19 protein-coding genes are annotated in these 24,017 nt (G+C 66.3%); 7 read left to right on the top strand and 12 right to left on the bottom strand.

The window, feature by feature from the left end; genetic code table 11:
* Positions 1-45 precede the first annotated feature (45 nt).
* The 3 genes from AC1C2N_RS03505 to AC1C2N_RS03495 form a co-directional block, all read right to left on the bottom strand.
* A complete protein-coding gene (locus AC1C2N_RS03505) occupies positions 46-1,068 on the bottom strand; it encodes an FAD:protein FMN transferase (RefSeq protein WP_495432895.1) in 1,023 nt (340 codons plus the stop codon).
* Entirely contained in the window at positions 1,043-1,477 is a 435-nt protein-coding gene (locus tag AC1C2N_RS03500; RefSeq protein ID WP_495432894.1) for an FMN-binding protein, read from the bottom strand. Before AC1C2N_RS03500 ends, AC1C2N_RS03505 begins: the two co-directional genes overlap by 26 nt.
* Positions 1,478-1,599: 122 nt before the next feature.
* Positions 1,600-2,439 (bottom strand): ADP-dependent NAD(P)H-hydrate dehydratase, encoded by an 840-nt coding sequence (locus AC1C2N_RS03495; RefSeq protein WP_483405630.1) that lies wholly within the window; start codon positions 2,437-2,439, stop codon positions 1,600-1,602.
* Positions 2,440-2,514: 75 nt separating this feature from the next.
* Between AC1C2N_RS03495 and AC1C2N_RS03490 the strand changes: the two genes are divergently transcribed.
* Positions 2,515-3,621: an NADH:flavin oxidoreductase/NADH oxidase gene (locus tag AC1C2N_RS03490; protein ID WP_495432893.1), complete on the top strand. Its 1,107-nt coding sequence runs from the start codon at positions 2,515-2,517 to the stop codon at positions 3,619-3,621.
* On the opposite strand, the gene AC1C2N_RS03485 is transcribed toward AC1C2N_RS03490, so the two are convergent.
* The 3 genes from AC1C2N_RS03485 to guaB1 form a co-directional block, all read right to left on the bottom strand.
* Positions 3,618-4,667, bottom strand: a complete 1,050-nt coding sequence (locus tag AC1C2N_RS03485) for a hemolysin family protein (protein WP_483405628.1) — start codon at positions 4,665-4,667, stop codon at positions 3,618-3,620. The genes AC1C2N_RS03490 and AC1C2N_RS03485 overlap by 4 nt on opposite strands.
* A complete protein-coding gene (locus AC1C2N_RS03480; protein WP_483405897.1) occupies positions 4,660-5,961 on the bottom strand; it encodes a hemolysin family protein in 1,302 nt (433 codons plus the stop codon). Before AC1C2N_RS03480 ends, AC1C2N_RS03485 begins: the two co-directional genes overlap by 8 nt.
* Positions 5,962-6,140: 179 nt before the next feature.
* Positions 6,141-7,580, bottom strand: a complete 1,440-nt coding sequence (gene guaB1, locus AC1C2N_RS03475) for a GMP reductase (RefSeq protein ID WP_495432892.1) — start codon at positions 7,578-7,580, stop codon at positions 6,141-6,143.
* Between the two features lie 134 nt (positions 7,581-7,714).
* Between guaB1 and AC1C2N_RS03470 the strand changes: the two genes are divergently transcribed.
* Together AC1C2N_RS03470 and AC1C2N_RS03465 are read left to right on the top strand one after the other, a co-directional pair.
* Positions 7,715-11,404, top strand: coding sequence for a multifunctional oxoglutarate decarboxylase/oxoglutarate dehydrogenase thiamine pyrophosphate-binding subunit/dihydrolipoyllysine-residue succinyltransferase subunit (locus AC1C2N_RS03470; RefSeq protein ID WP_495432891.1), 3,690 nt, complete (start codon positions 7,715-7,717; stop codon positions 11,402-11,404).
* 137 nt (positions 11,405-11,541) lie between these two features.
* Positions 11,542-13,263 carry a cation:proton antiporter gene (locus tag AC1C2N_RS03465; protein WP_495432889.1) on the top strand — a complete coding sequence of 574 codons (1,722 nt, stop codon included), beginning with the start codon at positions 11,542-11,544 and terminating at the stop codon, positions 13,261-13,263.
* Positions 13,264-13,410: 147 nt separating this feature from the next.
* Here the strand turns inward: AC1C2N_RS03465 and AC1C2N_RS03460 are convergent, their stop codons facing one another.
* The 3 genes from AC1C2N_RS03460 to AC1C2N_RS03450 all read right to left on the bottom strand — a co-directional run bounded on the left by AC1C2N_RS03460 (position 13,411) and on the right by AC1C2N_RS03450 (position 16,657).
* Entirely contained in the window at positions 13,411-15,654 is a 2,244-nt protein-coding gene (locus AC1C2N_RS03460) for an MMPL family transporter (protein ID WP_495432888.1), read from the bottom strand.
* 146 nt (positions 15,655-15,800) lie between these two features.
* On the bottom strand, positions 15,801-16,046 hold the full coding sequence (locus AC1C2N_RS03455) for an anti-sigma factor family protein (protein WP_495432887.1): 246 nt from the start codon (positions 16,044-16,046) through the stop codon (positions 15,801-15,803).
* Positions 16,043-16,657: a sigma-70 family RNA polymerase sigma factor gene (locus tag AC1C2N_RS03450; protein ID WP_483405896.1), complete on the bottom strand. Its 615-nt coding sequence runs from the start codon at positions 16,655-16,657 to the stop codon at positions 16,043-16,045. The genes AC1C2N_RS03455 and AC1C2N_RS03450 overlap by 4 nt, the downstream gene beginning before the upstream one ends.
* Before the next feature lie 152 nt (positions 16,658-16,809).
* Between AC1C2N_RS03450 and aroA the strand changes: the two genes are divergently transcribed.
* From aroA to bcp, 3 genes are read left to right on the top strand one after another with little or no spacing between them, the layout of a single operon-like run.
* Positions 16,810-18,171, top strand: a complete 1,362-nt coding sequence (gene aroA / locus AC1C2N_RS03445) for a 3-phosphoshikimate 1-carboxyvinyltransferase (protein ID WP_495432886.1) — start codon at positions 16,810-16,812, stop codon at positions 18,169-18,171.
* Positions 18,168-19,226, top strand: coding sequence for a ribosome small subunit-dependent GTPase A (gene rsgA, locus AC1C2N_RS03440; RefSeq protein WP_483405621.1), 1,059 nt, complete (start codon positions 18,168-18,170; stop codon positions 19,224-19,226). Before aroA ends, rsgA begins: the two co-directional genes overlap by 4 nt.
* A gap of 9 nt (positions 19,227-19,235) precedes the next feature.
* Entirely contained in the window at positions 19,236-19,739 is a 504-nt protein-coding gene (gene bcp / locus AC1C2N_RS03435; protein ID WP_495432885.1) for a thioredoxin-dependent thiol peroxidase, read from the top strand.
* Between the two features lie 410 nt (positions 19,740-20,149).
* Here bcp and AC1C2N_RS03430 read toward each other — a convergent pair whose 3' ends face one another.
* The gene (locus AC1C2N_RS03430) at positions 20,150-20,479 is read right to left on the bottom strand and encodes a hypothetical protein (RefSeq protein WP_483405619.1); all 330 of its coding nucleotides are present in this window, start codon (positions 20,477-20,479) and stop codon (positions 20,150-20,152) included.
* 307 nt (positions 20,480-20,786) lie between these two features.
* Here AC1C2N_RS03430 and AC1C2N_RS03425 point away from each other — a divergent pair, with 307 nt between their 5' ends.
* Positions 20,787-21,035, top strand: coding sequence for a WhiB family transcriptional regulator (locus tag AC1C2N_RS03425; RefSeq protein WP_090711166.1), 249 nt, complete (start codon positions 20,787-20,789; stop codon positions 21,033-21,035).
* A gap of 130 nt (positions 21,036-21,165) precedes the next feature.
* Here AC1C2N_RS03425 and AC1C2N_RS03420 read toward each other — a convergent pair whose 3' ends face one another.
* Both AC1C2N_RS03420 and AC1C2N_RS03415 read right to left on the bottom strand, forming a co-directional pair.
* Entirely contained in the window at positions 21,166-22,659 is a 1,494-nt protein-coding gene (locus AC1C2N_RS03420; RefSeq protein ID WP_108390421.1) for a sensor histidine kinase, read from the bottom strand.
* Positions 22,660-22,769: 110 nt separating this feature from the next.
* Positions 22,770-24,017: a CpaE/TadZ family protein gene (locus tag AC1C2N_RS03415; protein WP_495432884.1), complete on the bottom strand. Its 1,248-nt coding sequence runs from the start codon at positions 24,015-24,017 to the stop codon at positions 22,770-22,772.

The raw sequence follows: 24,017 nt of genomic DNA, 5'->3' as shown, positions 1-24,017 counted from the left end.
TTCGTCGCGGAACTCTCATCGGACAGCCCTCACCGGAACAGCCGCTCACCGGAACAGCTCGGCGGAGAACCCCGAAGAATACTCGACCGATCCGTCGGTGAACATGCGGAGCCCTTCGATACCGGGCGCTTCGATACCGGGCACCTCGATACCGGGCGCGTCGATATTGGGCCCCTCACCATCGGGAATTGCAGCGCCGAGCGAAGCACGCAACGCTGCAGGACTCGTGAAGAACAACGCCGTCGCCGCACCGTCGGCCGTGGCCGCATCCTCTGCGGTCGCCCAGGTGGCAACGACCTCACGCACCGGTTCTCCGGTACGGCCATCGATCACGTGGTGCAGCCCGTTCCCCCATGCCCTCCGGTTCGTTGCGGATGCGGCGAGCGCTCCCCCGGCGAGAGTCAGCACTCCGATGGCGAGGTGAGGGTCGAACGGATGCTCGAGCGCGATCCGTATGGGCGGGCCGCTGTGCACCAGGTCGCCTGACGCGTCGACAGTGAACGAGCTGTGGCCGCCGGCCAGGAGAAGCTCGGCCACGCGGTCGACGAGGTAGCCCTTGCCGGCAGCGCCGATGTCGATCGATACCGGACGGCTCACGGTGAGCACCGTGCCGTCCAGCGTGGCGACGTCGGTCATCGCCGGCGCCGGCTCCTGGACGCCGTTCGGGCGAAAAGAGTACGACGCGTCGTAGCCGAGCGCGGCGAGCGCATCGCCGACGAGCGGCGAGACAGCGCCACCTGTTGCCTCGCCGAGGCGCCGGTACAGGCTGAACAGTGCGGGAGCATCCGGCCCCAGGTCCCAGGTCCCGCCGACCGTCGAAATCCTCGTCACCGTCGAGTCGTCGCGGAACCGTGACCAGACGCGGTCGAAGTCGTCGATCCGCTTCGTGATCTCTCTCACCAGGCCGGCAGAGATCGGCCGGTCCGAGTCGATCTGCCAGCGGGTGCCTATCGCGTCGAATTCGACAGAGCCCGCCGCTCCCGCGGCCGGGGGCCCGACACCGGGTCCGGCGGACTCATCGTCGATCACGAGCGCGTCAGGGTCACGCGGCATCGCCCTTGATCTCATCGATCGCCGCGTTGAATCCGCCGCTGGTCAGGGACGAGCCGGCGACCTTGGAGACCTTCAACTCGTCGATCCGCTGGCCGACGACGATGTCAGAGATGTTGTCGATGAACTCGCCCTGGAACTTCTTGCCGTTCGGGGTGTGTCCGCTCCCCACCACGTCGAGCGCGGTCACGACACTGTCCTCGAGCGAGAGCGTCACGGTGACCGTTTCCTCACCGCCCGGCGAGGTGTAATCGCCCGTCGCCGTGTACTCGCCGTCGGCGTATTCCGTGCCGGCCTCCGGCGCTGCCTTGGTCTTGCCATCGTCGTTCGCTGCCTGGCCGGACGGCGCCGAGCAGCCGGCCAGTCCGCCGATGACGGCGAGTCCTGCCAGGGCTGCTGCCGCCTGGGATCTGGTGCTTACCTGCATGGCTGATTCCGTTCTCGCGGTTGTCCTAAATTAGTTGTAGCTAAAACTAATGCTAGCGAGAAGCGACGAAATCCTGCGCACCGTGGGGCTGGGACATCCCTGTGAGAAGTGCGCGGATGCCGTCAGTCGACGCGGAGGGCCAGCACCTGCCTGACCGCATCGGGCAGCGCCTCAGCGATGTCGAGCGCAACGATCGGACCGCCGCGTGAGGCGAGGTGCGCCGCGGTCGCGTGCAGCACCTGCGCCGATGCCGCCAGCCGTGCGAGCGTTCCGGGCTCGAACGCCCCGTCTGCGTGCGTCGCGACGAGCGCACCGAGCACACCGCCGAGCACGTCGCCTGCGCCGGCGGTCGCCGTCCAGCCGGGCGCACCGGAGACGGCGATTCTCGCTCCGAGCGGCTCGGCGATGAAGGTGGTGCTGCCCTTGAGCAGCACGGTGACGCGGAGGATGTCAGCGGCGCGACTGGCCCAGACCGACGGCGTTGTCGCGATGGTCTGGGCCGAGACGTTCTCCCCGACGTGCGCGAGCATGCGCGCCAGTTCCCGGTAGTGGGGTGTGACGATCACCCCGGCCCTCGGCGCTTCTGCCGCCATCTCGAGCGCACCGCCGTCGGCAACGACAGGTTCGTCTGACGCGAGGGCATCGGAGAACAGGGTCCCGAGCAGTCCCAGCTCCCCCGAATCGGTGCCCGACCCGATGAGCCACGCCTGCACCCGGCCGGGAAGGGTCACCACCTCGGGGCGTCGCGACAGCACGAGCTTCGTCGCGTCGCCGAGATACCTGATCATCCCAAGCCCGGTCCGCGCTGCCCCCTCGACGCCGAGGACCCCGGCACCGGGATACTCGGCAGACCCGGTGACGACCCCCAGTACGCCGCGGCTGTACTTATCATCGCGCTCAGTGGGAACCGCAACGTATGCTGCTGCATCGCGCTCGGCCCACGGCATCCATTCGCTCTCCATACCCTCACGATAGAGGCCTGTGGGATAGGTTGAACAGCCGTGGTGCGCACACAGCACACCGCTCGAAGGAGATCGATGCCCGCCCTGTTCACTCCGCTCACCCTGAGGAACCTCACGATCCGCAATCGCGTCTGGACCCCGGCCATGTGCCAGTACTCGGTCGAGGCGAGGGACGGCATCCCGACCGACTGGCACCTCGTGCACCTCGGCCAGTTCGCCGTCGGCGGCGCAGGCCTCGTGATCTCCGAGGCCACCGCGGTGAGTCCCGAAGGCAGGATCAGCGACCGCGACACAGGGATCTGGACCGACGAACAAGCGGATGCCTGGGCGCGCGTGGTTCGATTCGTCGAGTCGCACGGTGCTGCAGCGGGTATCCAGCTCGCCCATGCCGGGCGTAAGGCCTCGACCTTCGCCCCGTGGGGCAGCGACGGGCGTCGTGGCAGCCTGCCCATCGCGGACGGCGGCTGGGAGACCGTCGGCCCGACAACCGAGGCATTCGACGGCTTTGCAGCCCCGCGCGAACTCGACGAGGCTGGCATCGACAGCGTGGTTGCCGACTTCGCCGCTGCAGCTCGCCGCGCCGTTACGGCGGGTTTCAGCGTGCTCGAAATTCACGCCGCGCACGGGTACCTGCTGCACCAGTTCCTGAGCCCGCTCGTCAACACTCGCACCGACAGCTACGGCGGATCGCTCGAGAACCGCGCACGATTGCTGCTCAGGGTCGTCAACGCGGTCAGGGAGAACGCCGGTGACACCGTGGTGTTCGTCAGGTTCTCAGCCACCGACTGGGCGCAGGGCGGTTGGGACGGGACCCAGACGGCAACAGTGGCCCGCTGGGCGGCGGATGCCGGAGCGGACTTTTTCGACATCTCGACGGGAGGCGCGATCGCCGGCGTCGATATCCCGCTCTCGCCCGGCTACCAGGTGCCGTTCGCTGCCTCGGTGAGGGCTGCTGCCGGCGTCGGTGTCGCCGCGGTCGGCCTGATCACCGAGGCCAGGCAGGCCGAGGAGATTGTCGCGTCGGGCAGCGCCGACGCGGTCCTGATCGGCCGCGAAGCGCTCCGTGACCCACACTTCCCCCTGCGCGCGGCGGCCGAACTCGGCGCGAGCATCGACTACCTGCCCGGTCAGTACGAGCGGGCGCCGTACCCTGTTCCGAACACGGCGCCGGCCGACCGCTAGTGCCGCCTCGTGGCATCCTGAACTTCGCCGACGAGTTCCTCGATGATGTCCTCGAGGAACAGCACGCCGGTGTTGTCGCCCTCGCTGTTGAACGCGCGGGCGAGGTGGGCGCCTGACCGTCGCATGATCGCGAGGGCGTCTTCCAGGTCGGTGTCCTCGAAAATCGACACGAGATGGCGGATGCGCTTGGCGGGAACCGGCTTGTCCGACTCGTCCTCGTCGTCATCCGACTCCAGGCTGAGGACGTCCTTGAGGTGGAGGTAGCCGGACGGCAACCCGTTCTCATCGACGATCACGTAACGCGAGAAGCCGTGCTTGGCGACCGCGCGCTCAACGTCGGTCGGTGTCGCGTTCTCGGGGAGCGTGATCAGGTTCTCGAGGGGAATTGCGACGTCGATGACCTTCTTGTTGGTGAACTCGAAAGCCGCAACGAGTGCGCCGGTCGAGTCGAGCAGCAGGCCCTCACGCGTCGACTGGGAGACGATGTTCGCCACCTCGTCGAGGGTGAACGTCGACGTGGCCTCGTCTTTCGGCTCGACCCCGAACAGCCTGAGCACCGCGTTGGCGGCCCCGTTGAGCGCCCAGATCACCGGCTTGAAGACGCGGCCGACGAAGACCAGCGGTGGCGCGAGAAGCAGCACCGCACGGTCGGGCACCGAGAACGAGAGGTTCTTCGGCACCATTTCGCCGAACACCACGTGCAGGTAGGAGACGAGCAGCAGTGTCACGATGAATGCGACGGTTCCGACCATTTCCTCGGGGAGCCCGGTGATCGCGAGCGGGACCTCGAGCAGGTGATGGATCGCGGGTTCGGACACGTTGAGGATCAGCAGAGAACACACCGTGATACCCAGCTGGCTGGTCGCGAGCATGAGCGTCGCGTGTTCCATCGCCCACAGGGCGGTGATGGCACTGCGCTTGCCCTGTTCGGCCAGCGGTTCGATCTGCGACCGCTTGGCCGAGATGACGGCGAACTCGGCACCAACGAAGAAGGCGTTGCCGGCGAGCAGGACGACGAGCCAGGCGATTCCAGCCCAGTCACTCATGGTCGGCTCCTTCCTCGAGCGGGTGGGGTGTGTAACGGATGCGATCGATACGGCGGCCGTCGAGTCGATCGACCCGCAACGTGCCGGAGTCGATCTCTACGGTGTCGCCCACCACGGGCAGCCTGCCGAGCTCGCTCATCACGAATCCTGCGACGGTCTCGTACGGTCCGTCCTCTGGAACCGTGATCGCCGTGCGTTCGAGCAGTTCGTCTGGACGGAGGTCGCCGGGGAAGGCGATCGAGCCGAGCGTGCGGACGACTCCCGCTCGCGTGCGGTCGTGTTCGTCGGCGACCTCACCGACGAGTTCCTCGACCAGGTCCTCGAGGGTGGCAATTCCGGCGGTTCCGCCGTACTCATCGACGACGACAGCCATCTGGAAACCGCGGCCGCGCAGTTCGCTGAGCAGAGCGTCGAGGCGCATGGTCTCGGGAACACGCACGATCTCGGACTGAAGCGCAGACACCGGCACGTCCCCACGCTTGGCGCGCGGCACCGCGATGGCCTGCTTGACGTGCACGAGGCCGACGACGTCATCGGCATCCTCATCGATGACGGGGAACCGGGAGTAACCGGTCGTTCGCGCCAGCTCAACCACAAGCCTGGCGGAATCCCCCCTGCGCACCGCCTCGACGCGCGGTCGTGGCGTCATGACATCCGCTGCGGTGTGGCTCGCGAACAGCAGAGTGCGGTTCAACAGCGTTGCCGTGTCCCTTTCCAGGGTGCCTGCTCCGGCGCTTCGACGCACGAGGCTCGAGAGCTCCTCGGCGGTGCGCGCTCCGGACAGCTCTTCCTTCGGCTCGATCCCGATCGATCGCAGGAGTCCGTTCGCGCTTCCGTTGAGCAGCACAACCGCTGGCTTGAAGACAGCGGTGAATACCGACTGGAACGGGATGACGAGCTTGGCGGTCTGGACCGGCAGTGCGAGGGCGAAGTTCTTCGGAACGAGTTCACCGATGATCATCGACAGCAGGGTGGCGACGACGATCGCGACGGTCGTCGCTACGGGGACCACGGCGACCTCAGGAAGCCCGACGGAGACGAGCGGCTCGGAGAGCAGGGTCGTGATCGCCGGTTCCATCGTGTACCCGGTGAGCAGAGTGGTGAGGGTGATGCCGAGCTGGGCGCTCGACAGGTGCGTTGACGTGATCCTCAGCGCGGCGATCGTCATGCCCAGCCGGGACTCGCCGCGCTCCTGGCGCGCCTCGAGTTCTGAGCGGTCGAGGTTCACGAGCGCGAACTCGCTGGCGACGAAGAGGCCGGTGCCGACGGTCAGAAGCAACCCGACGCCGAGCATGATCCACTCAAACACCGGTCACCTCCCACACGAGAGGGGCAGATTGTGAGAAGGCGGGCGATTCAGCAGAAGGGGGGTCGTCCATTGTGCTCGCAATTATACGCAGGCGGCCATCGCTCCCGCCGCGAAGTATCTGAGACGGCGGGGCTGAAAACCAGGCCGAGCGGCGAACCGGGTCGTTACCAGGACACCGGCAGCGCCTTGCCCTCGTCGTATCCCGCGGCCGACTGCACACCGACAAGGGCGCGCTCCCGGAACTCCTCGACGCTCGATGCCCCGGCGTAGGTGAACGACGACCGAACTCCCGAGGTGATCATGTCGAGCAGATCCTCAACGCTCGGGCGGCCGGGGTCGAGGTAGATCTTCGACGACGAGATGCCCTCCGCGAACAGTGTCTTGCGAGCCAGCTCATACGGGTCGAGTCGTCCGAACCGTTCCTGGACAGCCTTGGTGGATGCCATCCCCCAGCTTTCCTTGTACAGCCGCCCGTCAGTATCCGTGTGCAGGGTTCCGGGTGCTTCGACGGTTCCGGCAAACCAGGACCCGATCATCACGCTCGACGCTCCGGCGGCGAGAGCGAGGGCGACATCGCGCGGGTAGCGCACCCCTCCGTCTGCCCACACGTGGGCACCGAGGTCACGAGCGGCCTCGGAGGTTTCCAGTACCGCGGAGAACTGCGGCCTGCCGACGGCCGTCATCATCCGGGTCGTGCACATGGCACCGGGGCCCACTCCGACCTTGAGAATGTCGGCCCCGGCTTCGACGAGGTCGTTGACGCCGACCGGTGTCACGACGTTGCCTGCGACGAGCGGGAGTCCGAGTCCGAGTGCCTTGACCGTTGCGAGAGCTCTGAGCATCCCCTCCTGGTGTCCGTGGGCGGTGTCGAGCACGAGCACGTCGACACCGGCGGCGGCGAGGGCACGCGCCTTGGCCGCCACGTCGCCGTTGATGCCGATCGCTGCCGCGACAACCAGACGGCCGGAGGCGTCGAGTGCTGGCTCGTACAAGGTTGCCCTCAACGCGCTCGTGCGCGACAGGGTGCCGATCAACTTTCCGTGCCGCAGCACAGGGGCAAAGTCGAGGTCGGCCGCGACGAGCAGGTCGAAGGCGCTCCGCGGGTCGGTCACGTCCTCCGCATCGATCGACGTGAGCCTTTCGTGCAGCAAATCACCGAGCTTCGCGTCGCGACGCGTCGAGCCGAGTGCGGTCGCCGGCAGGCATCCGAGGTACTCCCCGGTCGATGACCTTAGAACGATGCCGTGTCCGGCCAGCGCCGGGGTCATGAGCAGCGCGTCGGCGACTGTGGCGTCAGCGGAGAACTCGATCGGCGTGTCGTATTCGACGGGCTGGTCCTTGACCCACCGGATCGCCGAATCGAGATCCTGAAGCGGCATGTCCTGGGGCAGCACACCCAGCCCGCCGCGCCGCGCGAGCGTTGCGGCCAGGCGGGGTCCCGTCACCGAGTTCATGTTGGCGGAGACAATCGGAATGCGCGCGGCCGTGCCGTCTCCCGGCGCGAGGGAGACGTCGAGCCTCGAGGTCACCGCCGACCGCGATGGGACGAGAAAAACGTCCGAATAGGTGAGATCGAAATCTGGTTTCTGCCCATAGAACTCCATGAACTCCACGGTACCTCCCGATGAAGGGCCGCAGCATCCGGCCAAAGGGATTAGGCTTGAGAACTGGATCTGACAGCGCTTCCCACGGATGTCGCTGTTGTGCTCAATTCAATGGAGAGAGTGGTGGTCTGGCGGTGTCAAGCCAGTTGACCGGTGTGGGAACTGACGACGGTTCGTCGGGTGAATTTGGAGCTAACGAGTGGCTCGTCGATGAGATGTACGAACAGTACATTGTCGACAAGAATTCCGTTGATCAGTCGTGGTGGCCGATTCTCGAGAATTACTCGCCAGTGAAGGGCGACGCTGCTACGCGCCCTGCCCCTCCCTCGCACCCGCTCACCGCCCCGATCCCTGTCATCGGATCGCAGCCGGAAGCGAAGACGACGTCTGTGCAGCCGAAAGCCGCGCCGATCCCGGCGGATGCCCCGCGCACCGCTCCGACGAAACCGGCAGCGCCCGATGCCTCTGACGCCGAACGCGAAGAGCCGCAGGACACCGTGCAGCCGCTGCGCGGCATGGCGAAGTCGCTCGCGACCAACATGGAAACCAGCCTGACGGTTCCGACGGCGACGAGCGTGCGGACTATCCCCGCCAAGCTCATGATCGACAACCGAATCGTCATCAACAACCACCTCAAGCGCGCTCGTGGCGGCAAGGTCAGCTTCACCCACCTCATCGGCTGGGCCCTGATCCAGACCCTCAAGGACTTCCGCAGCCAGAACGTCTACTACGACGTCGTTGACGGCAAGCCCAGTGTTGTCGCACCGGCACACGTCGGGCTCGGTATTGCCGTCGACATCCCCAAGCCGGACGGCAGCCGCGCGCTGCTCGTTCCCGCGATCAAGAAGGCAGACACGCTGACCTTCGGTGAGTACCTCGCCGCGTACGAGGACCTCGTGACCCGTGCGCGCGGCAACAAGCTGACCGCCGATGACTTCAAGGGCGCGTCGGTGTCGCTGACGAACCCCGGTGGTATCGGTACGGAGCACTCCGTGCCGCGCCTCATGAAGGGGCAGGGCTGCATCATCGGCGCCGGTGCCCTCGACTACCCGGCGGAGTTCCAGGGCGCGAGCGAGCACACGCTCGTCGAGCTCGCCATCGGCAAGACGATCACCCTCACGTCGACCTATGACCACCGCGTCATCCAGGGCGCAGGCTCCGGCGAGTTCCTCAAGAAGGTCCACGAGCTCCTCACCGGTCAGAAGTCGTTCTACCAGGACATCTTCGCCGCCCTCCGCATCCCGTACGACCCGGTGCACTGGGCTCCGGACATCTCGGTCGACCTCAGCGACACGGTCAACAAGACCGCTCGCGTTCAGGAGCTCATCAACTCGTTCCGGGTGCGCGGCCACCTCATGGCCGATGTCGACCCGCTCGAATACGTGCAGCGGTCGCACCCAGACCTCGACATCCTCAACCACGGCCTGACCTTCTGGGACCTCGACCGCGAGTTCGTCACCGGCGGCTTCGGCGACAGGCGCCAGGCCAAGCTCCGCGACATTCTCGGCCTGCTCCGTGACTCGTACTGCCGCACCATCGGCCTCGAGTACATGCACATCCAGGACCCGGCACAGCGCAAGTGGATCCAGGAGAAGGTGGAGCGACCGTACGCCAAGCCGACCCACGACGAGCAGATGCGCATCCTCGGCAAGCTCAACGAGGCAGAGGCATTCGAGACCTTCCTGCAGACCAAGTACGTCGGCCAGAAGCGCTTCAGCCTCGAGGGCGGCGAATCGACCATCGCCCTTCTCGACGCAATCCTGCAGGGCGCTGCCGAAGCGGGACTCGACGGTGCCGCCATCGGAATGGCCCACCGCGGACGCCTCAACGTCCTCACCAACATCGCAGGCAAGACCTACGGCCAGGTCTTCCAGGAGTTCGAGGGAACGACCAAGAAGGCATCGGGCTCCGGCGACGTCAAGTACCACCTCGGCACCGAGGGAACCTTCAGCGCCTCCGACGGCAGCGAGCTCCCGGTATACCTCGCCGCCAACCCGTCACACCTCGAAGCTGTCGACGGTGTCCTCGAGGGCATCGTCCGCGCGAAGCAGGATCGCCAGCCGATCGGCTCTTACTCAACGCTCCCCATCCTCGTCCACGGTGACGCAGCGATGGCTGGCCAGGGAATCGTGCTCGAGACGATGCAGCTGTCTCAGTTGCGCGGCTACCGCACGGGCGGAACAATCCACCTCGTCGTCAACAACCAGGTCGGCTTCACGACGACCCCGGGTGAAGGCCGCTCGTCGGTGTACTCGACCGATGTCGCCAAGACGATCCAGGCCCCGATCTGGCACGTGAACGGTGACGACCCCGAGAGCGTCGTCCGTGTTGCGCGACTGGCCCTCGAGTACCGCCAGGAATTCAAGAAGGACGTCGTCATCGACCTCATCTGTTACCGCAGGCGCGGTCACAACGAGGGCGACGACCCGTCGATGACGCAGCCGCTGATGTACAACCTCATCGAGCAGAAGCGCAGCGTGCGCAAGCTCTACACGGAGGCTCTCGTCGGTCGTGGCGACATCACCGAAGACGAGTACGAGGCATCCCACCGCGACTTCCAGGACCGCCTCGAGCGGGCGTTCATGGAAACCCACGCCTCCCAGACGGCGTCGACGCCCATCATCCTCGATGACATGGCCGATGACGACGGCTACTCGGGAGAGCCGGAGACCACGGGCGTGCCCGAGGCCGTCGTGCAGCTCATCGGAGACGCTTTCAACAACAAGCCAGCCGGGTTCACTGTGCACCCGAAACTGCAGCAGCTGCTGCAGAAGCGGCTCGACATGAGCCGCAACGGCAACATCGACTGGGCATTCGGCGAGCTCCTCGCTCTCGGTTCCCTCCTCGTCGAGGGCACACCGGTGCGCATGAGCGGCCAGGACAGCCGACGCGGCACCTTCGTGCAGCGCCACGCCGTCCTCCACGACCGCGTGAACGGTCAGGAGTGGCTCCCGCTCGCCAACCTCGCCGACAACCAGGCACGGTTCTGGATCTACGACTCGCTGCTGTCGGAGTACGCGGTCATGGGCTTCGAATACGGATACTCCGTGGAACGCCCCGACGCGCTCGTGCTGTGGGAAGCCCAGTTCGGTGACTTCGCCAACGGTGGCCAGACCATCGTCGACGAGTTCATCTCGAGTGCCGAGCAGAAGTGGGGACAGCGTTCGAGCGTCGTGCTCCTGCTGCCCCACGGCTACGAGGGACAGGGACCAGACCACTCGTCCGCGAGGATCGAGCGTTACCTGCAGCTGTGCGCCGAGAACAACATGACGGTGGCCCGCCCATCGACTCCAGCGTCGTACTTCCACCTGCTGCGCCGCCAGGCGTACGCGAGGCCCCGCCGTCCGCTCGTTGTCTTCACGCCGAAAGCCATGCTCCGCCTCCGCGGTGCGTCGTCGAGTGTCGAGGACTTCACGAGCGGCAGGTTCGAGCCCGTCATCGACGATGCCCGGATCACCGACAAGGCCGCGGTGAAGCGTGTTCTGCTGCACTCGGGCAAGATCCACTGGGACCTCGTCTCCGAACTCGCCAAGCAGCCGAACGATGAGGTCGCCCTCGTGCGGCTCGAGCAGTACTACCCGCTGCCGAAGGACGACCTCACCGCGGTGATCGCCCAGTACCCGAACGCCGAACTGGTGTGGGTACAGGACGAGCCGGAGAACCAGGGCGCATGGCCGTTCATCGCACTCGAGGCGTCGAAGCACGTCGGAGAACGCAGCATCCGCGTTGTCTCCCGCGCCGCATCAGCGTCGCCCGCAACGGGTTCGGCGAAGCGCCACGCGTCCGAGCAGGCCGACCTGCTGTCGAGGGCACTCACCCTCTAGGCCTGTCGCAAGCGATCGAGAGGGGTGTCGGCTTCGGCCGACACCCCTCTCGTGTTTCCCGATTCAGGCCGCGTACCACCGCGGACGCCGGCCAGCAAGCACTCCACGCATGACGGCATCCGACCTACTCTTGGGCAATGGAATACGCCATCCTCGCGCTCTTCGGAGTCCTGGCCATCGTCGTGGTCGCGCGCTTCGCCCCCAGGCTCGGAGTGGCGAGTCCGCTCCTCCTCGTCGTCGTCGGGATCGGCGCGAGCTTCGTGCCGGGCGTCCCCGAGATCGTCGTACCGCCCGAGCTGATTCTCTCGGTTGTCCTGCCGCCGATCCTCTATGCGGCAGCGGTCAACGTCCCCCTCGTCGATTTCCGCCGTAACCTCAAGGCGATCACCGGACTCTCGGTCCTGCTCGTGATTGTGTCGGCGTTCATCACGGGTTTCGCCCTCTACCTCATCCTCCCCGACCTCAGCCTGCCCGCCGCGATTGCCCTCGGGGCTGTGATCAGCCCGCCGGATGCCGTTGCCGCGACGTCGATCGGAAAGCGGCTCGGTCTCCCCCCGCGACTGGTCACCGTACTCGAGGGCGAGGGGCTGGTGAACGACGCGACGGCACTCGTGCTGCTGCGCTCAGCGATTGCCGCGTCTGCCGGGGCGGTTTCGCTCGCGGAGGTGGCCGGGGAGTTCGCTTACGCGGTCGCTGCCGCCATCGTCATCGGAACCGCTGTCGGTTACGCGATGGTCTGGGTCAGGTCGAAGTTCGACGACCCGATCCTCAACACCACGCTGTCGTTCACCGTGCCATTCCTGGCCTTCCTGCCCGCGGAAGAGCTCAACGCGTCTGGTGTCCTCGCTGTGGTCGTCGCCGGACTGATCACCGGCCACAACAGCGCCAGGTACTTCAGCTCCCGTGACCGGATCGCCGAGCGCCTGAACTGGCGCACAGCGCAGTTCGTGTTGGAGAACGGCGTTTTCCTCCTGATGGGCGTCGAGCTCCGCACGCTCATCGACCAGGTGGAGGCAGACGACCTCAGCGTGACCGCAGCCATCGGCCTCGGCATCCTCGCCAGCATTCTCCTTATGCTCGTTCGCACCCTCTTTGTGATCCCGCTCATCGCGATACTGCGCCGCGACCAGCGACGCGCCAAGGGTCAGGAGCAGTACCTTGACTCGGCGCTCCGGAGACTCGACGACCGGGAGCCCGATGAGACCTCCTCACCGGGGAACACGAAGCGGGTCCGCCGGTTCCTCACCCGCCGGCGGGCCGACGTGACCTTCCTCACCTCGGAGGGGCTCGGCTGGAGAGGTGGAGCGGTGCTCGCCTGGTCGGGGATGCGTGGCGTCGTCACTCTCGCGGCGGCGCAGTCACTGCCAACCGACATCCCGTACCGACCGCAACTGATCCTCATCGCATTCACTGTCGCCGTTGTCACACTGCTCGCCAACGGCGGTACGCTGCCAATCCTCATCCGCAAACTGGGGATCGTCGGCACCGATCCCGCCGCAGACCGGGCGGAGCTGGCCGGGCTTATCAACGAGATCAGCGACGTCGGACTGGCCAGCCTCGACAACCCCGACCTGCTCGCCGAGAACGGGGGCGAATTCTCCCCCGACGTCATCGAGCGGGTGCGGGAGGACAGCATCATGCGCAGCGAGTCAGTCGCCGAAGCCCGGTCGGGTCAACCGGGGCCACACCAGCAGCACCGGATTCTTCGGTTGCGGGTGCTGCAGGCGGAGCGTGACGCGCTGCTCGACGCCCGGGCTACCGGCGCGTACAGCTCGAGGGTGATGGAACGGGCGCAGAACATTCTCGACCTCGAGGAGTCCCGGCTCGCCCAGCTGAGTGGCCGCGTCGGGCGGCAGTGACACACACAGACACGAAGGCGGTGAACCGATGCCGTGGCATCCGTTCACCGCCTTCTCCCCCCGTGCCCTGGCTCTTCCCCGTGCCCCGGTTCTTCCCCGTGCCCCTGTGCCCCCGTTCCCGGGCCCCGCTTCTTCCCAGCCCTCTGGCTAGCTTGTGCGCCCAGCGGCCACGGGCTCATCCACGGCAGCGGCGGGCTGCCGCTCAGTCGAATGGATGCCACGCGCGAGCTTGCTCGGCCACCAGATGGCGCGCCCGATGTCGTAGCTCAACGCGGGTACGAGCAGGGTGCGCACCAGGAACGTGTCGAGGAGCACACCGAATGCGACAATGAACGCGATCTGGAGCAGGAACAGGATCGGAATGACGCTCAGCGCCGCGAACGTGGCGGCGAGAACCAGTCCCGCAGAGGTGATGACACCACCTGTGACGGCGAGCCCGCGCAGAATCCCCTGCTTTGTGCCGTGGTTCTTCGACTCCTCGCGCACCCTCGTCATGAGGAAGATGTTGTAATCCACCCCGAGGGCCACCAGGAAGACGAAGCCGAACAGCGGGACTGACGGGTCTGCTCCTGGGAAGTCGAAGATGCCGTTGAATACCCACGCAGACACCCCGAGCGCCGCACCGAACGACAGCACAACGCTGGCGATCAGCAGCAACGGAGCAACGATCGACCGGAGCAGAAGCATCAGGATGAGAGTGATCGCCGCGAGGATCAACGGGATCAGCAGGTTGCGGTCGTGAATCGCCGTCGTGTTCGAGTCGAGCGCGATGGCCGTCGTGCCGCCGACCAGGACCGGCGCATCCTCCGTCGAGATGTCCGCGAGCGCCTCGCGGAGTTCCACGACGACATTCTCGGCGGCGATCGAGTCGCCGGCGTCGGAGAGGGTGGCCGAGAGCAGCACGTTGCCGTCAACAACTGTGGGCTCCGGGACCGGGGTGCCAGGAGGGCCAAGCGGCTGGACACCGTCTTCGGTGACGGGGAGCGATCCCGACGGCGAGTCCTCTGCGAGCACGGTGAGCGAATCGACGCCGTCGGTGCCGAGGACGATGTCGGAGACGGCTTCGAGCTCGTCCTCTGGGGCGATGATGACCGTCGGCGAACCGGATCCTGCCGGGAAGTGGTCGGCGAGAACGGCCTGTCCGTCCCGGGCCTGTGACTCGCCGAGCACGAACTCGCTCTGAGCGACGCCGTCGGCCTTGAGCTGGAACATGCCGAGGCAGAGCACAGCGAGGAGCATCACGCTCGAGATCCAGATCACGCGCGGGCGCTTTGCGATGAGGCGCGCGAGGCCGGGCCAGAGCCCCTTCTTGTCATCGCCGATCGGGTTGACGTCCGCGGCCTCGGCCTTCGGCTTGATCGGCCAGAATGCGACCTTCCCCGCCCAGAACAGCAGTGCCGGGAGGAGGGTCAGTGAGGCGAGCAGGGCAAACACGATCCCGATGGATGCGACGGGGCCGAGCGACTTGTTCGAGTTCAGGTCGGAGAAGAGCAGCAGGAGAAGCGCGGCGATCACCGTTCCGCCCGAGGCGAGAATCGGCTCCCACGATCCCTTGAGCGCCGCCCATGTGGCCTTCCATTTCGTCGGCTGGGTGACGAGGGACTCCCGGAACCGCGCGATGTAGAGCAGCGAGTAGTCCGTCGCTGCACCGATCACGAGGATGAAGAGAATGCCCTGGGTCTGGCCGCTCAACAGCAGGATGTCGGCGCGGGCCAACTGCACAACGACAAGGATCGAGGCGCAGAGCGCCGAGAGGCTCGAGAACAGGACGAGAACCGGGAGGAGCGGTGACCGGTAGACGACGACAAGAATCACGAAGACCGCGCCAAGCGCGACGAGCAGCAACAGCCCGTCGATTCCGGCGAACGCATCAGTGAGGTCGGCGGCAAGTCCTGCCGGGCCGGTGATCTGCGCGGTGACGCCCTCGATGGGGTCGTCGGTGAGGACTGTCCTCAGGGCTTCGACCGTGTCCGCCGTCTTCACGTCTGTGTCGAGCACCATCACGACCTGCGCGGCATCGCCGTCATCGGACACGATAGGCGGTGAGCTCTCCTCGGCGAAAACGCCATCCACGTCGGCAAACTCGGCGACGGTGGCGTCGATCTCGGCCAGGTCGGTCTCGGTCAGACCGCCGTCGCGTTCGAAGACCACGATTGCCGGGATGACATCGTCATCGCGAAACTCCGCCTGAAGGTCCTGGACTTTCGTTGCCTCTGCGCTCGCCGGCAGTTGCTGCGACTGGTCGTTGGTGCTGACCTCGCTGATCTGACCGAAACTCGCACCGCCTGCTCCGAAGAGTCCGAACCAGACGAGGATGAGAGCGGCGGGGATGAGAACGCGCAGCCAGACAGGAACGCGCGAGTCTCGACGAGAGGCAGAAGTCTTGATCACACACTCAACGTTACGATCGCAGCCAGGGCGACCGCGTCGATCAAAAGTTGGAAATCGGAAGTATCAGTTCCGCAGACGGTTGAGGGTCGACGTCACGGAGACTGGATTGCCTGAGTGAGGGCTGCCGCCGTGCCTGAGGCTTCGCCTCAGGCGTGCGACGCCTGCACAGTACGGAGCTTCGCCAGCACCTGCAGCTTGAGGTCTTCCGGCGCTGTCTCCTTGCACGCCCTTTGGACGGCATCCGTCAGCGTGCGCGCGAGCAGAGCTTCTTCCTGGCACGACGCGCAGTGCTCGAGGTGCTCCCTGATGTCGGCGGCGTTCGCCTGGCAGACCTCATTCCGGAGGTACTCCTCAAGGTCGCGCTTGGCCTGGTCGCATCCGCAATCTGTCATTTTCGAGCTCCTGTCGGGCGCGTGTCGATGCCGCGCTCCGTTGCGTAATCAGCCAAAAGGTCCCGCAGCATCCGCCTGCCTCTATGCAGTCGGCTCATAACGGTCCCGATCGGGGTTTTCATGATGTCGGCGATCTCCTGGTACGCAAAACCTTCCACGTCTGCCAGGTAGACCGCGAGTCGGAAGTCCTCAGGAATGGCCTGGAGGGCATCCTTCACCGCACTGTCAGGCATGTGGTCGATGGCCTCCGCCTCGGCCGATCGGGACGACGTCGCCGTTGTCGACTCCGCGCCACCCATCTGCCAGTCTTCGAGGTCATCGATCGTGCCCTGGTACGGCTCGCGCTGCTTCTTGCGATAGATGTTGATGTACGTGTTTGTGAGGATGCGGTACAGCCACGCCTTGAGATTTGTGCCCTGCGTGTACTGCCCAAAAGCCGCGTACGCCTTCACAAACGTCTCCTGGACGAGGTCCTGCGCGTCAGACGGGTTCTTCGTCATGCGCATGGCCGCGCCGTACAGCTGGTCGATGAAGGGCAGGGCCTGTTCTTCAAACAGTGCTCGCGGGTCTTCGACCGGTTCAGGGGCTGGGTTATCGTCCACGGTGGTCATCACAGGCAAGTCTACGACCGCTTTGACGAGACCGCCCGTGAGGTCGGGAACTAGCCCGGCGGCGACAGGCATGCTCACCTGTCGTTCAAGGACGCGAACTGTCATTGCCGAAATGCCTCCAAAGCTCTAATGGCCGATACATTAGATAAACAATGCTTGAGTCTCAATATTCCGCACCGGAGTTCGACATCTACGGCGACCGCTCCCAGCCCGCCGGCGATAAGCCGTGGCCTGCACCCGTCGCCCCCGGGCCGATCGAGGCGGTTGTCTCTCTCCCCGGCTCGAAGTCGCTGACGAACCGGGAACTTGTGCTTGCCGCCCTGGCCGAGTCGCCGTCGCTGCTGCGTGCACCCCTGCACTCGCGCGACAGCCAGAACATGATTGAGGCCCTGCGGTCCCTCGGCACAACGATTACCGAGACGGATGCCACCGGCGAGTTCGGCCCTGACCTTCTGGTGACGCCCGGCGAACTGACCGGTTCGACCACCGTTGATTGCGGCCTCGCCGGCACCGTGATGCGATTCGTTCCTCCCGTTGCCGCCCTTGCCCTGGGCCCGACCACGTTCGATGCCGACGACTCAGCACGCGGTCGCCCCATGAAGACACTGATCTCCTCCCTCCGCGAGCTCGGCGTCGACATCAATGACGACGGACGCGGATCGCTGCCGTTCACCGTTCACGGCACCGGCCGGGTCGGTGGCGGGGAACTCACCATCGACGCATCGAGCTCAAGCCAGTTCGTCTCGGCACTCCTCCTCGCCGCCGCGCGATTCGACGAGGGGCTCACCCTCACGCACGCGGGCGAGCGTCTGCCGAGCCTGCCGCACATCGACATGACGATCGCCGCCCTCGCCGCTCGCGGGGTGACGGTGACTTCGCCCGCCCCTGGCACCTGGCGGGTCGAACCCGGCCCGATCGCCGGTCTCGCCATCGACATCGAACCCGACCTCTCCAATGCGGCACCGTTCCTCGTTGCGGCCCTCGTCACCGGCGGCAGCGTCACCATTCCGCGCTGGCCCGCCGAGACCACTCAGGTCGGCGCCGAACTGCTCGACATCCTCCCCCGCTTCGGCGCGACAGTCTCCATCGACGGTGACCGCGTCACCGTGACCGGAACCGGCCGCATCCTCGGGGTGGACCTCGACCTCACCACGGCGGGTGAACTTGCGCCGCCGCTCGTCGCACTCGCCGCCCTCGCGGAGTCGCCGTCGACGATCACCGGAATCGGTCACATCCGTCACCACGAAACAGACCGGCTTGCCGCTCTCGCCACCGAGATCAACCAGCTTGGCGGCGACGTCACCGAGCTCGACGACGGCCTCTCGATTGTGCCGAAGCCGCTCTCGGGCGGCGTCTGGTCGAGCTACCACGATCACCGAATGGCGACGGCGGGCGCAATCATCGGCCTCGTCGTCGATGGTGTGTCGATCGAGAACATCGCGACAACAGCGAAGACCCTCCCCCAGTTCCCCGAACTGTGGACGACGATGCTCTCGAAAGCGGTCAGCGCATGAGCTGGTGGGACACCGGCGACGACGACGAGCCCGAATTCGACGAGTCATCGATCCGCGTTCGGCCGAACCGCAAGGGCAACCGGCCGCGCACGAAAACCCGGCCAGAGCACAACGACGCGCAGACCGCACGCGTCCTCGCCGTCGACCGCGGCCGGTACACGGTGCTGCTCGATGAGGGCACGAAGAAGGAACGCCGGATCACCGCGTCACGGGCATCCGAACTCCGCAAGCACGCGGTCGTCAACGGCGATCGTGTCGACGTGGTCGGTGACCTTTCCGGTGAGCCAGGTACCCTCGCCCGCATCGTTCGGATCGTTCCGCGCACGACGCTGCTCCGCCGAAGCGCCGACGACTCCGACGAGGTCGAGCGCGTCATCGTCGCGAATGCTGACCAGATGCTCGTCGTCGTCGCTGCCGCGGATCCTGAACCACGCGAGCGCCTCGTCGACAGGTACCTCATCGCCGCCCTCGACGCCGGCATCCGCCCCATTCTCTGCATCACGAAGACGGACCTGGCCGACCCTTCTGACTTCCTGAAGAACTTTGCCGGGCTCGACCTGCTCGTGTTCACGAGCGCGGAGGACCGGATGCCGCTCGCCGAGATCACCGACGCCCTAATCGGCCACGACACGGTCTTCGTCGGCCACTCCGGTGTCGGCAAGTCCACCCTGGTGAACGCGCTGGTGCCGAGCGCGCAGCGGGCGACGGGCCACGTCAACGTCGTCACCGGGCGCGGGAGGCACACGTCCTCGTCGACGGTGTCCTACCGGATCGAGAATGAGAACGGCACAGGGTGGGTCATCGACACACCCGGTGTCCGATCCTTCGGGCTCGGACACATCGACCCCGCCAACATCCTCAAGGCATTCACCGACCTCGCGGAGGCGGCCGAGCGGTGCCCCCGGGGCTGCACCCACCTGCCGGATGCGCCGGACTGCGCCATCATCGAGGCCGTTGAGTCCGGCGAACTCGGCGAGACGGGCCCCGCGCGACTCGACTCGCTGCAGCGGCTGCTGGCTACCTTCGCGACCCGCGCTGCCACAAGAGATGCTTAGGCTGGAACCATGACAGATTCACCGACCACCACCGCTCCCGACGCTCCGCTGCGGCTGCAGCCGGGCGAGACCGCTCCATCGTTCACTCTCCCGAGCTCGGCGGGAACACCGGTCTCGCTTGCGGACTTCGCCGGATCAAAGGTCATCCTCTACTTCTACCCGGCGGCCATGACGCCCGGGTGCACCACCCAGGCCTGTGACTTCCGCGACAGCCTGAGTTCACTTCAGGCTGCGGGATACACGGTTCTCGGCATCTCCAAGGACTCGCCAGACAAGCTCGCCGCCTTTGCCGAGCGTGACGCGCTCACCTTCCCGCTGCTCAGTGACGAGGACCTCTCCGTCCACAAGGCGTATGGCGCGTACGGCGAGAAGAACTCGTACGGCAGGATCATCACCGGGGTGCTCCGCTCGACCTTTGTGGTCGACGAGAAGGGCGCGATCGAGCTCGCCCTCTACAACGTCAAGGCGACGGGGCACGTTGCCTCGCTGCGGAAGAAGCTCGGCGTAGCCTGACCCGCGCTGCATCCGCAGCCCGCGAGCGCTACACATCCATGCCCGCGCGGCAGATACTTCTGCAGCGCGGGCATGCAACTGCAGCGCTCGACGCCCGGGGTGGCGGGGCGCGCGTGACCGGGCACCCATCCCGGCCCGGGTGGCTCAGGGCGATCGGGTAGCTCGGGGCACGCGTCGCAGCCCGGGCCGCCCGGGCCGCCCGGGTGGCGAGGGTGGCTCGCGTGGCTCGCGCGGCTCGCGCGACAGCTCACACCCCCTGCCGACGGCATCCGCTGCGGAAGAAGCTCGGCGTAGCCTGACACGCGCGCCGCATCCGCCGTCCGCGAGCGGTACACATCCATGCCCGCGCGGCAGATACTTCTGCAGCGCGGGCATGCAACTGCAGCGCGCGACGCCGCGGGTGTGCCGGGCTACTCGACCTCGGGGCGCCGGAGCGCTTCCATCACGCTCTTCGTAAAGAGCAGCACGAGCGCGACAAGAGTCGGTGCCAGGATCGCCCAGCCCCACGCCGGTTGCGCTGTCGCACCCTGGAAGGCACCGACCGCGATCGCGAGCTGCACGAGCTGCCAGACCAGAGCGGCTCCACGGCTCCACGGTGAGCGCCTCGCCAGAGCGACGGCGACGGCCGACACGAAGGCAGCGGCGATGCCGGCAAGCACGGTGAGGGCGAGCGCGCTGGCGAAGGATGCCGCCGGCTGGGTGAGGACGTCGAAGACGAGAACAACCACGACACAAATCATGGCCAAAGCCTCGATGAACAAAAGGCCGGTGAGCAGGCGAATCGCGAGAGATCCTCGCGTCTCGGGTGAAAAACTGGAAATTGTAGACCTTTCGTGTGTCCGTTTTGTGTCGGGAGCGTTATTCACAGGTATATCGCACCCAAATCTATTGATTTGACTGAGCCCTTATGGGAACATAATTGAGGCCTCGATCTGCGGTTCACAAAGAGGTGAGCGGATCCCATCGTGTGATCGCCCTCTCAGATCCGGGCCCGTTTCCATTTTCGACCACAGAGGTCGCATACCCGCAATTCAAAGGAGTACCCCCATGGACTGGCGCGACAAAGCCGCTTGCCTCACCGCAGATCCTGAACTATTTTTCCCGGTGGGAAACACAGGCCCGGCAGTCGACCAGATCGACAAGGCGAAAGCCGTGTGCGGTCGGTGCACTGTGACCGAAATCTGCCTCCAGTACGCCCTCGAGACCGGTCAGGACTCGGGAGTCTGGGGTGGCCTCTCCGAAGACGAGCGTCGCGCGCTCAAGCGCCGCGCCGCCCGCGCCCGCCGCGCTTCCTGAGCCGACGGGCCTGAGGCACCGCGCCCAGGCGCCAGACCTCAGGCACTGACAACGAAAAGACCGTTGCCCACTCTCTCCGGAGAGTGGGCAACGGTCTTTTCTGCACTCGTCATTGAGAAGACAGCGGATGCTACGTGCGAGAGATCCAGCGCAGTGGCACCTCGATCGTGACCTCGGTTCCAGAGCCGACGACCGTGTGCCAGTCGATCGTTCCACTGAGCTCACCCTGGATCAGCGTGCGGACGATCTGGGTCCCGAGTCCCGAACCGACCTTGCCTTCCTGGAGCCCGACACCGTTATCGCGGACGAGGACAGTGAGCTCGTCGCCCGACCGGTCAGCGACGATCTCGACCTCTCCGTCGCGGCCCGCGAGTCCGTGTTCCACGGCATTCGTGACGAGTTCGGTGAGAGCAAGTGCGAGCGGCGTCGCGTATGCACTGGGGAGCACCCCGAACTCACCGGTCTTGTGGGGATGCACTGTCGTGTTGTGACTGGATGCCACTTCGGCGATGAGCATGAGCACGCGCTCGAACACCTCATCGAAGTTGACGTCCTGGGTCAGCCCCTCTGACAGGGTGTCGTGCACGACGGCAATGGCAGCCACCCGCCTCATCGCCTGCGACAGCGCCTCGCGAGCCTCATCGTTGTGCGCCCGCCGCGCCTGGATCCGCAGCAGGGATGCCACGGTCTGCAGGTTGTTCTTGACCCGGTGATGGATCTCGCGGATCGTGGCATCCTTCGTAATGAGCTCACGTTCCTGGTGGCGAAGTTCGGACACATCGCGGCAGAGCACGATCGCTCCGGCGCGTTCGCCGCGGTGACGAAGGGGAATCGCGCGAAGCGACACCGTCACTCCCCTGGCCTCGATGTCCGTGCGCCAGGGCGCGCGACCGGTGACGACGAGGGGCAGTGATTCGTCGATGACCTGCTTGCTCGGCAGGATCTTGGTGGTCACTTCGGCGAGCGACTCCCCCTCGAGCTCCTCGGCGAATCCCATCCGGTTGAAGGCCGACAGGGCGTTCGGGCTCGCAAAAGTCGTGATCCCGTCGACGTCGAGGCGGATCAGCCCGTCGGAGGCGCGAGGCGCACCCCTGCGCGGTCCGGTGGGGGCCGAGAGGTCGGGGAAGTCGCCTGTTGCCACCATCTCGAACAGGTCGTCAGCGCACTCGTTGAACGTGAGCTCCTGCCGGCTCGGAGTACGGGCCTCACCGAGGTTGGTGTGGCGGGTGAGCACAGCGATCGGCGTCGGTGAGTTTTCGGGCGAACTCGAGCTGAGCCTCCGCATGACCGGAACGGCACGGACCCGTGTCGGTGTTTCCTCGTACCAGTCGGGGGCTGTGGAGTCGGCGATGCGCGCGTTCTCGAACGCATCGCTCACCTGTGCTCGCCACTGCGCCTTGATCGGCTGTCCGACGAAGTCACGGTAAAACAGGGTTGCAGCGCTCGACGGCCGGTAGTGAGAGACCGAGATGAACCCGCCGTCCCGGTCAGGGACCCACAGCACGATATCGGCGAAGGCCAGGTCCGCGAGCAGCTGAGCATCGCCGACGAGCATGTGCAGCCAATCGACATCGGCTTCGGTGGAGCGCCCCTGGGCGAGTACGAGGTCACTGAGCGTTGACATTCGTCCAGTCTATGGGTGCTGCTGACCGGTACGAGCCCGTGCCGGATGCCGTCACGCCAGCCCCAGCGGCCGCCAGCGTTGGCCGGTGTCACCCGTGCGTCGAACCCCAATCAGGCCTGGCTCACATGACCGATGCGCTGACGGGAGCGCTCGCGCCGACGGGACCGGCGCGTGACGGCTTCTTCCGGCGGCGGCAGGATGCGGCTGGCAGTGAACCGGCGCAGCGCCGCGAGCGCCGACGACCTCGGACTCGCGTCGTGAAGCGCCCTGCCTGCCAGCAGCGCGGCATCCGTCCCCTTCTCGTCGTGTGGGATGAGCACCGGGTCGCCGATACCGCCGAACCGCTGCAGCGTTGCTTTGACCTGCCCTGACGGGTTCAGGCCAACCGATCCGCTTCGCACCTTATTGATGACCGTCGTCACAGGGATGCCGACCGCTCGCTCGAGCAGGTCACCGTGCGCACGAAGGTACCGCTGGAGCCCGATCGGATCGGCCGCACCGATGGCGATGATCTCGTCCGCCGCGTCGATACAGGTGAGCGTCGCTGCGTTGCGCCGCGGCGCGAAGAGGTCCGTTGAGATCTCCTCGTCGTTCTCCAGACTGAAGCCGGTGTCGACGACGACGTAGTCGGCCCACTCCCGACAGGCATCGAGGGTTCGCCTGACCCGCTCCGCGCTGAGTTCGGGCCAGCGATAGGCGCGAGTGATCCCCGTGAGCACGCGAAGCGATCCGCCGCCGACCGGGTAGGTCTGGCTGATCCGCTCCAGCTCGGCCACGCTGAGACCGTCCTTGCCCGCGAGGCGGCACGCTGCCGCGAAGCCCGGCGACTCGTCGAGAAGACCGAGCGCTGGAGCGATGGACGCCGCGTGCGTGTCGGCGTCGATCAGCACGACAGACCTGCCGGCCGCAGCGAGTTCGGTGGCGAGGGTTATGGCAACAGTTGTGCGCCCAGGGGCGCCAGCGGGACCCCAGACCACGAGAACGCGGCCGGGTTCCTGGGTGCGAGCCGCCGGCCGATCGACAAGCCCGCCACGCACCAGGGTGTCGATCTCGTCGAGAGGTGCGTCGCTCGCCACCACCTCGAGCAGCTTCAGCGCCCTGGCATTACGAACGTCCCGTTCGGATGCCGTCACGGCAACGACCCGGACGCCGTGCGCGTCGCACCACGCCAGCACCCTTGAGGTGAGCCGGTCTGGCGCCGCAGAGATGAGGAGAACGGTTGCCGTCGCCCCATCGAGCACCGACACCGGGTCGGCGTGCTCTCCAACCCGGACGTCGACCCTGTGCCCGCTCTCGAGAAGCGCGGGGAGTACCCGGTCTTCGGTGTCACCGTCGAGGGCAACGGCGAGAGCAACCAC

Source organism: Mycetocola sp. Y791, assembly GCF_059445325.1.
The sequence above is the reverse complement of the archived record's forward strand: the minus strand, read 5'-3'. Positions and strand labels throughout refer to the sequence as shown.

Excerpts from the sequence above, each read along its gene's own strand:
- AC1C2N_RS03495 (WP_483405630.1), bottom strand. The coding sequence starts at position 2,439 with ATGGAGAGCGAATGGATGCCGTGGGCCGAGCGCGATGCAGCAGCATAC.
- AC1C2N_RS03425 (WP_090711166.1), top strand. The coding sequence starts at position 20,787 with ATGGACTGGCGCGACAAAGCCGCTTGCCTCACCGCAGATCCTGAACTA.
- rsgA (WP_483405621.1), top strand. The coding sequence starts at position 18,168 with ATGAGCTGGTGGGACACCGGCGACGACGACGAGCCCGAATTCGACGAG.
- AC1C2N_RS03420 (WP_108390421.1), bottom strand. The coding sequence starts at position 22,659 with ATGTCAACGCTCAGTGACCTCGTACTCGCCCAGGGGCGCTCCACCGAA.
- guaB1 (WP_495432892.1), bottom strand. The coding sequence starts at position 7,580 with ATGGAGTTCTATGGGCAGAAACCAGATTTCGATCTCACCTATTCGGAC.
- AC1C2N_RS03455 (WP_495432887.1), bottom strand. The coding sequence starts at position 16,046 with ATGACAGATTGCGGATGCGACCAGGCCAAGCGCGACCTTGAGGAGTAC.
- AC1C2N_RS03490 (WP_495432893.1), top strand. The coding sequence starts at position 2,515 with ATGCCCGCCCTGTTCACTCCGCTCACCCTGAGGAACCTCACGATCCGC.
- AC1C2N_RS03450 (WP_483405896.1), bottom strand. The coding sequence starts at position 16,657 with ATGACCACCGTGGACGATAACCCAGCCCCTGAACCGGTCGAAGACCCG.
- AC1C2N_RS03430 (WP_483405619.1), bottom strand. The coding sequence starts at position 20,479 with ATGATTTGTGTCGTGGTTGTTCTCGTCTTCGACGTCCTCACCCAGCCG.
- AC1C2N_RS03465 (WP_495432889.1), top strand. The coding sequence starts at position 11,542 with ATGGAATACGCCATCCTCGCGCTCTTCGGAGTCCTGGCCATCGTCGTG.
- AC1C2N_RS03505 (WP_495432895.1), bottom strand. The coding sequence starts at position 1,068 with ATGAGATCAAGGGCGATGCCGCGTGACCCTGACGCGCTCGTGATCGAC.
- AC1C2N_RS03485 (WP_483405628.1), bottom strand. The coding sequence starts at position 4,667 with ATGAGTGACTGGGCTGGAATCGCCTGGCTCGTCGTCCTGCTCGCCGGC.
- bcp (WP_495432885.1), top strand. The coding sequence starts at position 19,236 with ATGACAGATTCACCGACCACCACCGCTCCCGACGCTCCGCTGCGGCTG.
- AC1C2N_RS03500 (WP_495432894.1), bottom strand. The coding sequence starts at position 1,477 with ATGCAGGTAAGCACCAGATCCCAGGCGGCAGCAGCCCTGGCAGGACTC.
- aroA (WP_495432886.1), top strand. The coding sequence starts at position 16,810 with ATGCTTGAGTCTCAATATTCCGCACCGGAGTTCGACATCTACGGCGAC.
- AC1C2N_RS03480 (WP_483405897.1), bottom strand. The coding sequence starts at position 5,961 with ATGCTCGGCGTCGGGTTGCTTCTGACCGTCGGCACCGGCCTCTTCGTC.